We start from the raw sequence: 12559 nt of genomic DNA on the forward strand, positions 1-12559 counted from the left end.
GGCCGAGCAAGAGAGCCTCAACCCTGCGGATCCAACACCCAGCCTTAGCCTGCCTGGAACTCACGGCAGAGCGCCAGCCAGGCTTCGGCACTGCGTGACAGATAGCGGCCCTGGGGCCAGATCACCCCGAGTTGCCAGCTCAGCTCCGGCAACAGGGGTCTGAGCAGCAGACCCTCCGGGTTCAGGCGACGACAGACGGGCTCTGGCAGGAAGGCGACCCCCATGCCACTGCGCACCATGGCGGTGAGAAAGTCCCACTGACTGCTGCGGGCCGCCACCTGAGGGCTGAACCCTGCATCCAGACAGGCCTGCTCGATGCGATCGCTCAGGGTGAAAGCCTGGGTATAGAGCAGCAGCGGCTCGTCACGCAGATCCGAGAAACGGACGCAGGCCCGCTCGCGCCAGCGCGGCTCGGCTGGCAGCACCACCTGGATCGGATAGCTGGCCAGTACCAGGGCGTTGAGTGCCCCCGTCTCCCGGGTCGGCAACATGGTGATGGCCAAGTCCAGCTCCCCCTCCAGCACCGCCTGTTCGATACGACGCCCGCCATATTCCACGATGGAGAGCTCTATGGCCGGGTAACGCTGGCGATAGGTACGGATCAGATCGGCATAGACATGCCCCACCATGGGGGGCATGCCCAGCGCCAGGCGCCCCCCCTTGAGACTCTGCAGATCCGCCAGTTCGGTCTCGAGCTGCTGCATCTGCGTCAATATCTCCTGGGCACGGGCGAACAGCACCTGGCCGCTGTCGGTCAGGGTGAAGCGGCGCCCCTCCCGGTTGAGCAGCGGCTGACCGAGCTCCTCTTCCAGGCTGCGGATCATCTTGCTGATGGTGGGCTGAGTGACGAACAGCTTCTCGGAGGCGCGGGTGAAGCTCTGCTCCCGCACCAGTTCGACGAAGTAACGCAAGGCACGGATATCCATGATTCCTCCTCCAGGGGCAAGGTCATATCATGCCAATTTGGCATGAATTTCATAATTTAAATTCATTTTTTGCAGGTTTAGTCCGGCGGTAGACTGAAAGCCTTCTTACCGAATGGCCCTCTCTCATGGCTCTGCCCCTCTGGTTTATCACCCCCTTGCAGGTCGCCCTGCTGGCCGCCATCTGGTGGCTCGCCGATGCGGCAGTGCGCCTCTTTCATCTGCCTTTGCCCGCCAATCTCACCGGCATGCTGGTCCTGCTCGCTTTGATCCTGACCGGCGTCGTCAAGACCCGCTGGTTTAGCGCAGGCTCGCGCTGGCTACTGGCCGAGATGCTGCTGTTCTTCGTGCCCGCCGTGGTGGCCGTGGTCAACTATCAAGATCTGCTGCTGCATCAGGGGCTGCGCATCCTGCTGGTGATAAGCCTCAGCACTGTGCTGGTGCTCGGCACCACGGCCCTGGTGGTCGACAGGGTCTACCGGCTCGAGCTCAAACTGGCTCGCAGGCAGCGCCGTCATGACTAACCAGACCCTGAGCCTGCTCTGCCTGGCCCTCACTCTGCTGTTCTATTACCTCAGCAAATGGCTCTATGGCCGCAAACGCATACTGCCGCTGATGCCCCTGCTGCTGGCCCCTGCACTCCTGATCGCCCTGGTGCTGTCGTGCCACATCCCCTATGAGACCTATATGGCCGACAGTCACTGGCTGCTCTGGCTGCTGGGCCCGGCCACGATCGCCTTCGCCATCCCCGTGTATGAGAACAAGGCCCTGATGCGCAAACACTGGCTGTCCCTCTCCATCGGGGTCCTGGCCTCCGTGGTGATGGCGGTGGGCAGCTCAGTGCTGCTGGCTCGCTGGCTCGGGCTCTCGGATCTGCTGCAACGCAGCCTCGCCATGCGCTCCATCACCACCCCCTTCGCCGTCGAGGCGAGCAAGAGCGTCGGGGGTCAGAGCGACTTGACCGCGCTGTTCGTGGTACTGACCGGGGTGATAGGCATGGCGGTGGGGGATGGGGTGCTGAGCCGTCTCGCCATCCGCAGCAAGCTCGGCAAGGGGGCGGGTTTTGGCGCATCGGCCCACGGGGCAGGCACCGCCAAGGCCTATCAGCTGGGCAACGAGGAGGGAGTGGTGGCCAGCATGGTGATGATGATTGCGGGCATGGTAACCGTGCTGCTCGCTCCCCTGCTCGGCCACCTGCTGTGGTGAGTCAGGCCAGCCGGTTAGCACCATGCAAAGAGGCGCCCGAAGGCGCCTCTTTGGTTGTCAGTTGGCTGGTTGCAAGGGATCAGCTCGCCACCATCACCTTACAGGCTGACGCAGCGCTGTCGGAGATCTCACTGAGGTGTGGCTGCTGCCAGTTCACCGTTCACCGTTCACCGTCATAGCCTTACAGCTCGGCGCAGATCTGCCAGAGATCGTACTGGATGGCACCGGCGGTCACCTCCCGTCCCGCCCCCGGCCCCTGAATGACCAGGGGATTGCTGCGGTAGCTGTCGCTCTCGATGGCGAACACATTGTCGCAAGGGAGCAGATTGGCGAAGGGGTGGTGCGGCACCAGGGTCTCCAGTCCGACGCGCGCCTTGCCGCCTCGTTCGAAACGGGCCACGAAACGCAGCACCTTGCCGACCCGATGCGCCCCCTCGAACGCCGCCTGCAGCGGGCCGTCCAGCTCGCCCAGCCTGTTCATGAACTCCTCGACCGACAGCTTGCGCAGGGCCGCTGGCACCAGATTTTCCAGCTCGATATCGGCAGAATCCAGCTCGAAGCCCGCTTCCCGCGCCAGAATGAGCAGCTTGCGACGCACATCCTGGCCGGAGAGATCCTCGCGCGGATCCGGCTCGGTCAACCCCTGCTGCCAGGCGTCGTCCACCAGCTCGGAGAAGGGACGACTGCCGTCATATTGCTGGAACAGCCAGCTCAGGGTACCGGAGAAGATGCCGGACACGCCCTGGATGCGATCCCCGCTCTGGCGCAGCATCTGGATGCTGGACTGGATGGGCAGCCCGGCACCGACGGTGGCGTTGTAGCGCCACTGCACCTGATGATCCCGACAGCTCTGCTTGATGCGCTGATAGAACTCGCTCTCGGCGGCACCGGCGAACTTGTTGGCGGCGATGATGTGGCAGCCGAGCTGGGCAAAGTCGGGATAGTAGCGACTCACCGTCTCGCTGGCGGTCAGATCCAGGGCGATCAGACTGTCGAAACTGTGCTGTTCGAGCTGGTTTAGCAGCTCTGGCCAGATGAGCGGGCTGGGCTCGAAGTGCTGCTGCACCTTGACGGGATCCAGCCCCTCCTCGTCCAGCAGCCCCCCCTGGGAGTTGAACACCCCATAGAGGGTGAGCGCCACGTTCAGTTCGCGCTCGAGACGAGCCTGCTCACGGCCATAGAGGTTGAGCCACTGGCTGCCGATATTGCCCTTGCCAAACAGCACCAGGCCGACCCGGGTCGGGCGGCTGAACAGGGCGCTGTGCAGGGCTATCATCAGCGGCTCCAGCACCACCTGGCGCAGCACGGCCACCAGGCTCAGGCCATCTTTGGCGACCTGCACGAACTCCTGGGGCTGATCCGAGAGCAGTTGATAGAAGCGATGACACTGCTCGGCGTTGTCCGTCACCCCGGCTCCCACCAGGGCGACCAGGCTGTAACCCTCTTTCTGGATAAGGCCGGTGAAGCCCCCCTGCAGCTGGAAGTCCCGCAGCAGGTCGTAGGCGCCGACCGCCACTTCCAGGGTATAGGCGAGGCGCAGCACCCGCCTGTCCGGCTGACGTTGCAGGGTCAGCGGGCTGAGACGATGACGGTCCAGATGGGCCTCTATGGTCTTGACCGCCTGCTCGAAATCACCCTGAGGCAACACCTTGAGCTCGATCAGCGCAATCTGATCCACCGAGTTGACGATGCGGGCACCGTTGCTGCGCGGCGCGCGGCGCAAGATATGGGTGCAGCCCTCGTCGGGGTTGTAGCTGCAACGCAGGGTGAGCCGCTGGCGGCTGTCCGCCACCGGTTGCAGGGTACGCGAATGCAGCACGGAGGATCCCAGGCGAGCCAGTTCGTTGGCCTCGGCCAGACTGAGCCGCTCCAGCAGGCGCGCCTCCTTGACCCGGCGCGGATCCGCGCTGTAAACCCCGGCCACGTCGCTCCAGATGGTGGTGGAGTCGCCATCGGCCAGCAGGGCCAGCAGGCTGGCACTGTAGTCGGAACCATTGCGGCCAAGCAGCAGGGAGCGCCCCTCCATGTCGGCGGCGATAAAACCTGTCACCACGATGCGACCCGCATGCTCGGCGAGCCGCGCCTTGAGCAGCTCACGGGAGAGCACCTCGTCCACCTTGACCAGGGCGCCATCCTCTGCGCGCAGGAAGCTGCGGGCATCGAGCCAGATGGCGGGTTCGCCACGGCTGCTGAGCAAGGCGGCCAGGAGGCGCGCCGACCAGACTTCCCCGAAGGCGAGCAGGCCGTTGCGCTCGAAGCGATCGAACTGCCCCTCCAGGATCAGGCCCAGACTGCTGATATCGCCGTTGAGCTGAGCGGTCAGGCTCTGGTGCAAATCCCCTTCCAGCAGGCCGTCGATCAACCCTTGCTGATAGGCACGCAGGGCGTTGAGCGCCTCACCGGCCGCCTCGTCCCCCGCCTCGGCCAGCTCCACCAGCTGGATCAGCCGGTTGGTGGTCTTGCCCGCGGCCGAGACCACGATCAGTTCGCTGCCGTTGCCCTGTTGCTCGACGATGGCCGCGACCCGGCGATAACAGACGGGATCCGCCAGGCTGCTGCCACCGAACTTGTGTACTTGCCGATGCTTAACGTTGACCGTCACCTCGGCCTCCTTGACCATTTCACTCATCTTGGTGCTACCCGTTGTGGCTTGGCCACCGAGGACGGCGGCTTGACTGCTCTGACTCATTGCGCGGCCACCTGCCCGGCGACCGCCAGGGCCTGGGCCAGATCCGCGACCAGATCCTCGCCGTGTTCTATGCCGACCGAGATCCGCAGTAATTGGGGACTGATCCCCGCCGCCTGCTGCGCCTCGGCGCTCATGGCCCTGTGGGTCATGCTGGCCGGGTGGGCCACCAGGCTCTCCACCCCCCCTAAAGACTCGGCCACCGAGAAGTAGTTGAGGGCGCCGAGGAAGGCGCGCAGACCCGCCTCGTCGCAATCGAGCTCGAAGCTCAGCATGGCACCGAAGCCGGACTGCTGGCGCAGCGCTATCTCGTGGCCGGGGTGAGTCGGCAGACTGGGGTGATAAATGGTTTTCACCAGGGGCTGGGTCTGCAGGAAGGCCAGAATACTCTGGGTATTCTCCTGATGGGTGCGCAGACGGGGCCCCAGGGTACGCAGGCCGCGCAGGGTCAAATAGGAATCGAAGGCGCCACTGGTCAGCCCCAGGCAGTTGGCCCACCACAGCAGGCTATCGGCCAGCGCCTGCTCCTTGGCGATGGCCACCCCCCCCACCACGTCCGAGTGACCATTGATGTACTTGGTGGTGGAGTGCACCACCAGATCGGCGCCGAGGGCCAGGGGCTGTTGCAGCAGCGGAGAGAGGAAGGTGTTGTCGACCGCGACCAGAGCGCCCACGGCATGGGAGGCATCACAGATGGCGGCCACATCCACTACCCGCAACAGCGGGTTGGAGGGGGTCTCGACCCAGACCAGCTTGGGCCCCTCGGCCAGGGCGGCGGCCAGGGCCTGCTCATTCCCCTGATCGACGAACTTGACCCTGTAGTTGCCCTTTGCGGCCAGGAATTCGAACAGGCGCCAGGTACCGCCGTAGCAATCATGGGGGGCAATCAGCAGATCCCCCACCTGCAACAGGGCCTGGGTCACCAAATGGATGGCCCCCATGCCGGTGCCGGTCACCACGGCGCCCGCTCCCCCTTCCAGGGCCGCCAGCGCGTCCGCCAGATTGCCACGGGTCGGGTTGCCGGAGCGGGCATAATCGTATTGACGGGGCACGCCGAAGTCGGCAAAGGTGTAGTTGCTGGAGAGATAGATGGGCGGCACTACGGCACCATGCTGAGTATCTGTCTCTATGCCGGTGCGTACCGTCAGGGTTGCCTTATGGGTCATCTCTCTCTCCTCATCCTTGTGCGAGTCCATCCTCGCCATTGCACAAGACATTACGCCACCCCAATAAAGCCGTCAACACTTCTAGACGTCTAAATGGCTTTGCTGTTGGATTGCCATTGATTTCCTTAAGGGTTAAAATCCGCGCTCAAGGCCAAATGAGAACAGGTGAATCATGGGTACAGAGTGGAACGGCGACTACGTCAGCCCTTATGCGGAACACGGTAAGAAGAGTGAACAGGTCAAGAAGATTACCGTCTCGATCCCGCTCAAGGTGTTGAAAGTGTTGACCGATGAGCGCACCCGTCGCCAGGTGAACAACCTGCGCCATGCGACAAACAGCGAACTGCTCTGCGAGGCCTTTCTCCATGCGTTCACCGGCCAGCCACTGCCCGGCGACGACGATTTGCGCAAGGATCACCCGGACAGCGTTCCGGCTGAAGCCCGAGCCATCATGGAAGCGCTCGGCAAAGAGATTGAAGATTACGATGCCGAGTGAGTTTTCACTCAACGGCTCACGAAAACGCGGCTCTCAGGCCGCGTTTTTGTTGTCTGGATATCGAAGTCCGCGGCTCTCCGTCATGGCAGCGCTCGGCAAAGAGATTGAAGATTACGACGCCGAGTGAGTATTCACTCGAAGGCTCACGAAAACGCGGCTATCAAGCCGCGTTTTTGTTGTCTGGATATCGAAGCCCGCGGCTCTCCGTCATGGCAGCGCTCGGCAAAGAGATTGAAGATTACGACGCCGAGTGAGTTTTCACTCAACGGCTCACGAAAACGCGGCTATCAGGCCGCGTTTTTTTATTGCCAGGCGCTGGCGACAACCATAAAAAAGCGCCTCATCCTGAGGCGCAAACAGTAGGTGAAAGCTTGAAATTACAAGGCCCGGCTACGGTTGATCACGGTCAGCGAGACCCCTAGCAGCACCAGATCCTTGAGCAGGAAGAAATCGACTATCGGCATGCCATCCACCCAACGCCAGGCGCCGGGCAGGGTAAAGATAAAGCTCAACGTCATCAGGAAGATGATGCAGGCGCCCAAACCGCCGTAAACACCCGCCAGGCGATAGCGCAGGGAGAGCAGCAGGGCCAGGGCGACCACCAACTCGGCGATCCCCACCAGATTGGAGACCCCCTGCACCGACCAGATGCCATAGAGCCAGCTCATCAGTGGATGGCTCGCTACCAGCGGCCTTATCGCCTCCGCCTCGGTGGGAGTGAACTTGAATATCCCGAGCCAGACGAGGATGAGCAGCACCCCCGCCAATCCCACCAGATAACCGCTCTCTTCCCGGGTCACGGGCTTGGCCCGTGCCAACCAGCCGTCCCTCATGGCTGCACCTCAACCAGGGGGAAGTCGATCTCGGTACCCGCCACATGGTTGCTGTAGTTGGTGAAGGTGTTGAGGGCGACCTGTCCCAACACTTCGATGAGCAGTTCATCGTCCACCCCGGCGGCTCTGGCCGCGGTCAGCTGGCCGTCATCGATGACGCCCCGCTGACGAACCAGCTGGATTGCCAGCGAGATCAGCCCCTGATCCAGCGGATCCTCGGCCTTACCCAGACGGGCTTGGCGGATCTGCGCCGGGGAAAAACCGGCCTTGTTGGCGCCCAGCACATGGGCGCTCAGGCAGTATTGGCAAGCATTTTCCTGGCCGATGGCCAGTGCCAGCAGCTCCCGTTGGCGGACGCTGAGTCGCCCTTGGCCCAGGGTCTCGGCAAAGGCCAGATAGGCCTTGAACACCGTGGGGGAGTTGGCCAGGGTGGAAAACAGGTTCGGCACCATGCCGAGTTTGCCCTTGATGGCGGTGAGGGTCGTGGCGGCGGCGGGTTTGGCCTGGGCTATGGTCAGGGGATGGATACGTACCATGGACATTGTCCTCTCGTGTTAATGGATTGGCTGGTCAACGAGAGAGAGTATTTCAAAAAGCATGATACGATTTATCACCAACAGTCCAAAAATAGTCACCTATCGTATCAATCATGGATTCCTTGTCGGTACTGCTCCATCAATACGCGCCCCGGGCCCGGCTCTTCTACGCAGGCAGCCTGTGTGGTCGGGTCGATTATCAGGACTCGGACCCTGGTGGCCACCTGCACCTGCTTCGCGCGGGTACCCTCAGACTGAGCAGTGACGGGGAGGCTAGCGTCACCCTGGATGAGCCGACCCTGATCCTGTTTCCAGCGGGCTGCGGTCACCGCATGCAGAGTCGGCTCGACTGCGATCTGGTCTGCGCCAACGTCCGCTTCGGCCGCACCCACAGCAACCCCCTGGTTGCTGCGCTACCGAGCCGCCTGATCATTCCCCTGGCCAGCGCCCCCGGCCTGGCTCCCGTGTTGGAGCTGCTGTTTCAGGAGGCGGCTCAACCCGGCTATGGCCAGAGTCAGGCGATGGATCGCTTGCTGGATCTGCTGCTCATCCTGGTGTTGCGCCATGTGCTCGATGCCGGGCTCTACCGGGGGGGCGTGCTGGCGGGGCTGGCCGATCCGAGGCTGGGCAAGGCGATCATCGCCATGCAGCAACAACCCGAACATCCCTGGACGCTGCAAGGGCTGGCTGCGCTGGCGGGCATGTCCCGCGCCCGCTTCGCCGCCCACTTCCATCAGCTGATAGGCAAGACGCCACTGCGCTATCTGAGCGAGTGGCGGCTGACCCTGGCCCAGCAGCATCTGTTGGCGGGGGAGCCCCTCAAGCTGGTTGCCCCGACGGTGGGCTATGGCAGCAGCGCCGCCCTGACCCGCGCCTTCGCCAAAGCCTGTGGCTTGACCCCTGGCCAGTGGCTGCGCCAGCAGCAAACCGCCGCAGAACCGCCTCTTGATTGATGGCAGGCGAGCTCCCCGCCCGCTGGCGATATCAACAAAAACGGCGACCCTGAGGTCGCCGTTTTTATGCCGATGCAAGATACGGTCAGTCGCGATGCAGCACTATCTGGGTCCAAGCCAGACGAGGATCCCCCATCACGATGAAGTCGGGATTGCCGAGGGATTCTGTCTCGTTATAGCTCAGTGGCTGCAACGCCAGGCTGAGGATGCGCCCTCCCGCCGCCTCGACGATGCACTGAGCCGCTGCGGTGTCCCACTCACCGGTAGGGCCGAGTCGCACATAGCAGTCGGCCGCCCCTTCGGCCACCAGACAGGATTTGAGGGAGCTGGATCCCAGCGGGACCAGATCGTAATGGATGCTCGGGTTGAGACGACGCGTCAGGCTCGCCTGTTGCTGGCGACGACTGATGGCGATCACCAGGGAGCTGGGAAGATCATGTTCATGGTGCTGGGCGCGGATGGGCTTGCTCTCACCGGCTACCTCCTTGAAGGCGCCATGACCACGCACCGCCCAGTAGAGCAGATCGGCCTCCGGGGCATAGATGACGCCGAGCACCGGCACATTGTCCCGCACCAGGGCTATCAGGGTGGCGAAGTCACCGCTGCCGGCGATGAATTCCCCCGTGCCATCCAGGGGATCCACCAGCCAGTACTGCCGCCAGTTCGATCGCTGGCTGAAGGGGACATCCGCCGCCTCCTCGGTCAACACAGGAATATGGGGGGTGAGCGCCGCGAGCGCCTGTTTCAGGTAGGCATCCGCGGCCAGATCGGCACTGGTGACCGGGGTCGCATCCTCCTTCAGCTCGCGCTCAAACTGGCCGCCTTGATAGATGTCGTGAAGGATACGCCCCGCTTCGCGGGCGATCTCCTTGACCCCGGGAACCCAGCTCAGTAGTTCCTGCATCTTGTCATCCTCTGTGTCACTCGCCGCTCTGGCGTTATTTTTCCTGCTCTGCCAACCACTTGATGGTCAATAGCAGGGCGCTGATGCTACGTGATTCGGTGAAGTCCTCCCGCTCGAGCAGTTCGTCGATGCGATTGAGTGGCCAGGGGATCACTTCCAGGGGCTCAGGCTCGTCACCGACCCGCTGTTCGGGGAAAAGATCCCGGGCCAGCAAGATGTCCATCTTGCTGGCGAAATAGCCAGGGGCCAGGGAGACCTGTTTGAGGGGGGTCAGGCTGTTGGCGCCAAAGCCCGCCTCCTCCATCAGCTCGCGGTTACCCGCGGTCAGGGCATCCTCACCGGGATCGATCAGCCCCTTGGGAAAGCCCAGCTCATAACTGTGGGTGCCAGCGGCATATTCACGGATCAGCAGCAGGGTGTCGGCATCGAGCATGGGCACCACCATGACGGCACCCCGGTTGCCGCCCCGCATCCGCTCATAGACCCGCTCCTCGCCGTTGGAGAACTTGAGATGCAGGGATTCCACCTTGAACAGGCGGCTTTCGGCCACGATGTCAGCCTTGATGATGTCGGGTTTGCGCTTGTTGGGGTCCATAGCCGGGCCACTGGCGAGAGTCATGACTCAAGAGTAAACGAGTCGCAAGACGAACACCACGGGCCAAGGCCGGGAAAGCGACCCTAAAAATCCGTTATAATGGCGCGCCCTTTCAACACCGAGATACCCCATGCCGACCCCGCTTCCCTGGCACCAGATAGATACAGTCCTGCTCGACATGGATGGCACCCTGATCGATCTCCATTTTGACAGCTACCTCTGGCAACGGCGGGTGCCCGAGTGTTATGCCGAGCGGCGCGCGCTGTCGCTGGCCGAGGCCAGGGCGCAGATCGATGCCCACTATCAGGCGGTCGCCGGCACCCTCGACTGGTATTGCGTGGATTACTGGAGCCGGACCCTGGGACTGGACATTCGCGCCCTCAAGCAGGAGCTTCTGGAGAAGATCCAGTGGCGGCCTCATGCTCTCCCCTTCCTGGCCGCCTTGCGGGCGGCGGGCAAGCAGCTGGTGCTGTTCACCAATGCCCACCCCGCCAGCCTCTCGGTCAAGGAGGCGCGACTCGGACTGGCCGACCATCTGGATCTGATGATAAGCACCCATGAACTGGGTTGGTCGAAGGAGAGCCAGCACTGCTGGCAGGCCCTGGCAGAGCGGCTGGCGTTCGATCCGGCCCGTACCCTGTTCGTCGATGACAGCGAGCGCATCTTGCAGGCCGCCGCCGATTTTGGCATCGGCTATCAGCTTGCCATCCAGACCCCGGACAGTCAGCAGCCCGCGCAGCGGATCACCGCCTTCCCGGCCATACACGACTATGCCGAGCTGTTGCCGCTAGCGGGCTGACTCAGCGCAAGATGGGGCAGAGCCCCTCCTCTCCATCATGGCGCGAGCTGCCCCATGAGTCGCGCTGGCGATTGAGGGTGACGGACGGTCAGCACCATGTCACCCCCGTGGCGTCTATCAGGGACGGCTCAGTCCAGCCACTCCACCAACCGGTACTGCTTCTTGCCCCGGCGCAGCAGCAGGTAGCGGCCAAACAGCCGATCGCCAGGGGCCAGCCACTCATCCTGCTTCGATGCACCATTGAGGGAGATGGCCCCCGCCCCTAGCAGCTCGCGGGCGATACGCTTTGAGGCAGCCAGGCCACACGCCACCAGCAGGCTCGGCAGATCCTGCGGCCCCTGCACTTGGCAGCTCGGCATGCCATCCTGGGCCAGTTGGGCCAGATCGCTCTCCCCAAGGCGAGCCGCATCGCCGCAAAACAGCAACTCACCGATGCGCCGCGCCGCCGCCAGCGCCCCCTTGCCGTGCACCAACTCGGTCAGCTCATCGGCCAGCACTTGCTGGGCCAGCTTGCGTCCCTGCCGGCTGGCGTCTTCTGCCTCCAGTGCATCAATCTCGGTCAGCGCCATAAAGCTGTAGTAGCGCAGCAAGCGATGGACATCCTCGTCCGCTGTGCCGAGCCAGAACTGATGGAAGGCATAGGGCGAGGTGAGCGCCGGATCCAGCCAGATGGCGCCCCCCTCGGTCTTGCCGAACTTGGTGCCGTCCGCCTTGGTGATGAGCGGCAGCGTCATGCCAAACACCTGGGCCTGATGGCGGCGGCGGGTGAGATCCATGCCGCTGAGGATATTGCCCCACTGATCGTTGCCGCCAATCTGCAAAGTGCAGCCGAGCCGCTGGTGCAACTCGGCGAAGTCCAGGGATTGCAACAGGGCATAAGAGAACTCGGTGAAGGAGATCCCCTGATCCGGGCGGGCCAGCCGCTGGCGCACCGACTCCCGCGCCAGCATGGCGTTGACCGAGAAGTGCTTGCCGACATCCCGCAAGAAATCCAGGGCCGACATCTGCCCCAGCCAGTCGCCGTTGTTGACCAGGGTGGCCGCCGCCAGCCCCTCAGCGGCAGGTAACAGGGCCGTTATCTGAGCCGACAGGCTGGCGACCCAGCCCTGTACGGTTTCATTGCTGTTGAGGCTGCGCTCGGTCGCCTTGAAGCTGGGATCGCCGATGAGGCCGGTGGCGCCGCCGACCAGGGCCACCGGGCGGTGCCCGGCGAGCTGGAAGCGGCGCAGCATCAACAGCGGCACCAGATGACCGATGTGCAGGCTGCCGGCGGTGGGGTCGAATCCGCAATAGAGGGTGCGCGGGGTGGCGAGGTGATCTCGCAGGGCCGCCATGTCTGAGTGCTGGGCGATGAGGCCACGCTCGGTCAACTCATCGAGCAACCTGGGGTCTATCATGGGATCTCCGAAACGGGGGGAAAGGTTGCTATCCTCCCCCTCTGACAGCCCGACGGCCATGTCCC

General features: G+C 63.4%; 13 protein-coding genes. 5 read left to right on the plus strand and 8 right to left on the minus strand.

Annotation, left to right across the window (positions count from 1 at the left end; all coding sequences use genetic code 11):
- Positions 1 to 44: 44 nt before the first annotated feature.
- Entirely contained in the window at positions 45 to 926 is an 882-nt protein-coding gene (locus BN1130_RS20495; RefSeq protein WP_042044286.1) for a LysR family transcriptional regulator, read from the minus strand.
- 125 nt (positions 927 to 1051) lie between these two features.
- Between BN1130_RS20495 and BN1130_RS20500 the strand changes: the two genes are divergently transcribed.
- Positions 1052 to 1447, plus strand: a complete 396-nt coding sequence (locus BN1130_RS20500; RefSeq protein ID WP_042044288.1) for a CidA/LrgA family protein — start codon at positions 1052 to 1054, stop codon at positions 1445 to 1447.
- Entirely contained in the window at positions 1440 to 2129 is a 690-nt protein-coding gene (locus BN1130_RS20505) for an LrgB family protein (RefSeq protein WP_042044289.1), read from the plus strand. The genes BN1130_RS20500 and BN1130_RS20505 overlap by 8 nt, the downstream gene beginning before the upstream one ends.
- A gap of 181 nt (positions 2130 to 2310) precedes the next feature.
- Here the strand turns inward: BN1130_RS20505 and BN1130_RS20510 are convergent, their stop codons facing one another.
- The gene (locus tag BN1130_RS20510) at positions 2311 to 4758 is read right to left on the minus strand and encodes a bifunctional aspartate kinase/homoserine dehydrogenase II (RefSeq protein ID WP_157014136.1); all 2448 of its coding nucleotides are present in this window, start codon (positions 4756 to 4758) and stop codon (positions 2311 to 2313) included.
- 56 nt (positions 4759 to 4814) lie between these two features.
- Positions 4815 to 5981 (minus strand): cystathionine gamma-synthase, encoded by a 1167-nt coding sequence (gene metB / locus BN1130_RS20515; protein ID WP_042044291.1) that lies wholly within the window; start codon positions 5979 to 5981, stop codon positions 4815 to 4817.
- Positions 5982 to 6153: 172 nt separating this feature from the next.
- On the opposite strand from metB, the gene metJ reads away from it, so the two are divergent.
- A complete protein-coding gene (metJ, locus tag BN1130_RS20520; RefSeq protein ID WP_005891844.1) occupies positions 6154 to 6477 on the plus strand; it encodes a met regulon transcriptional regulator MetJ in 324 nt (107 codons plus the stop codon).
- A 377-nt stretch (positions 6478 to 6854) separates the two neighbouring features.
- On the opposite strand, the gene BN1130_RS20525 is transcribed toward metJ, so the two are convergent.
- Positions 6855 to 7277 carry a DUF417 family protein gene (locus tag BN1130_RS20525; protein WP_042044421.1) on the minus strand — a complete coding sequence of 141 codons (423 nt, stop codon included), beginning with the start codon at positions 7275 to 7277 and terminating at the stop codon, positions 6855 to 6857.
- Between the two features lie 29 nt (positions 7278 to 7306).
- On the minus strand, positions 7307 to 7846 hold the full coding sequence (locus tag BN1130_RS20530) for a carboxymuconolactone decarboxylase family protein (protein ID WP_042044422.1): 540 nt from the start codon (positions 7844 to 7846) through the stop codon (positions 7307 to 7309).
- Between the two features lie 113 nt (positions 7847 to 7959).
- On the opposite strand from BN1130_RS20530, the gene BN1130_RS20535 reads away from it, so the two are divergent.
- On the plus strand, positions 7960 to 8799 hold the full coding sequence (locus BN1130_RS20535) for an AraC family transcriptional regulator (protein WP_042044292.1): 840 nt from the start codon (positions 7960 to 7962) through the stop codon (positions 8797 to 8799).
- Between the two features lie 85 nt (positions 8800 to 8884).
- Here BN1130_RS20535 and cysQ read toward each other — a convergent pair whose 3' ends face one another.
- Positions 8885 to 9703 (minus strand): 3'(2'),5'-bisphosphate nucleotidase CysQ, encoded by an 819-nt coding sequence (gene cysQ / locus BN1130_RS20540; protein ID WP_042044293.1) that lies wholly within the window; start codon positions 9701 to 9703, stop codon positions 8885 to 8887.
- A gap of 34 nt (positions 9704 to 9737) precedes the next feature.
- Entirely contained in the window at positions 9738 to 10298 is a 561-nt protein-coding gene (gene nudE, locus BN1130_RS20545) for an ADP compounds hydrolase NudE (protein WP_157014126.1), read from the minus strand.
- A gap of 130 nt (positions 10299 to 10428) precedes the next feature.
- Here nudE and yrfG point away from each other — a divergent pair, with 130 nt between their 5' ends.
- Positions 10429 to 11097, plus strand: coding sequence for a GMP/IMP nucleotidase (gene yrfG, locus BN1130_RS20550; RefSeq protein ID WP_042044295.1), 669 nt, complete (start codon positions 10429 to 10431; stop codon positions 11095 to 11097).
- Between the two features lie 128 nt (positions 11098 to 11225).
- Here yrfG and tyrS read toward each other — a convergent pair whose 3' ends face one another.
- Positions 11226 to 12494, minus strand: a complete 1269-nt coding sequence (tyrS, locus tag BN1130_RS20555; RefSeq protein WP_042044296.1) for a tyrosine--tRNA ligase — start codon at positions 12492 to 12494, stop codon at positions 11226 to 11228.
- Positions 12495 to 12559 lie beyond the last annotated feature (65 nt).

Origin of the sequence: Aeromonas rivuli, assembly GCF_000820045.1 — a bacterium.
In the GTDB taxonomy this organism is placed as follows: Bacteria; Pseudomonadota; Gammaproteobacteria; order Enterobacterales; family Aeromonadaceae; genus Aeromonas; species Aeromonas rivuli.

What these genes read in the sequence shown, in the direction of transcription:
- BN1130_RS20495 (WP_042044286.1), bottom strand. Translation starts at nt 926, where the DNA reads ATGGATATCCGTGCCTTGCGTTACTTCGTCGAACTGGTGCGGGAGCAG.
- BN1130_RS20500 (WP_042044288.1), top strand. Translation starts at nt 1,052, where the DNA reads ATGGCTCTGCCCCTCTGGTTTATCACCCCCTTGCAGGTCGCCCTGCTG.
- BN1130_RS20505 (WP_042044289.1), top strand. Translation starts at nt 1,440, where the DNA reads ATGACTAACCAGACCCTGAGCCTGCTCTGCCTGGCCCTCACTCTGCTG.
- BN1130_RS20510 (WP_157014136.1), bottom strand. Translation starts at nt 4,758, where the DNA reads ATGAGTGAAATGGTCAAGGAGGCCGAGGTGACGGTCAACGTTAAGCAT.
- metB (WP_042044291.1), bottom strand. Translation starts at nt 5,981, where the DNA reads ATGACCCATAAGGCAACCCTGACGGTACGCACCGGCATAGAGACAGAT.
- metJ (WP_005891844.1), top strand. Translation starts at nt 6,154, where the DNA reads ATGGGTACAGAGTGGAACGGCGACTACGTCAGCCCTTATGCGGAACAC.
- BN1130_RS20530 (WP_042044422.1), bottom strand. Translation starts at nt 7,846, where the DNA reads ATGGTACGTATCCATCCCCTGACCATAGCCCAGGCCAAACCCGCCGCC.
- BN1130_RS20535 (WP_042044292.1), top strand. Translation starts at nt 7,960, where the DNA reads ATGGATTCCTTGTCGGTACTGCTCCATCAATACGCGCCCCGGGCCCGG.
- cysQ (WP_042044293.1), bottom strand. Translation starts at nt 9,703, where the DNA reads ATGCAGGAACTACTGAGCTGGGTTCCCGGGGTCAAGGAGATCGCCCGC.
- nudE (WP_157014126.1), bottom strand. Translation starts at nt 10,298, where the DNA reads ATGGACCCCAACAAGCGCAAACCCGACATCATCAAGGCTGACATCGTG.
- yrfG (WP_042044295.1), top strand. Translation starts at nt 10,429, where the DNA reads ATGCCGACCCCGCTTCCCTGGCACCAGATAGATACAGTCCTGCTCGAC.
- tyrS (WP_042044296.1), bottom strand. Translation starts at nt 12,494, where the DNA reads ATGATAGACCCCAGGTTGCTCGATGAGTTGACCGAGCGTGGCCTCATC.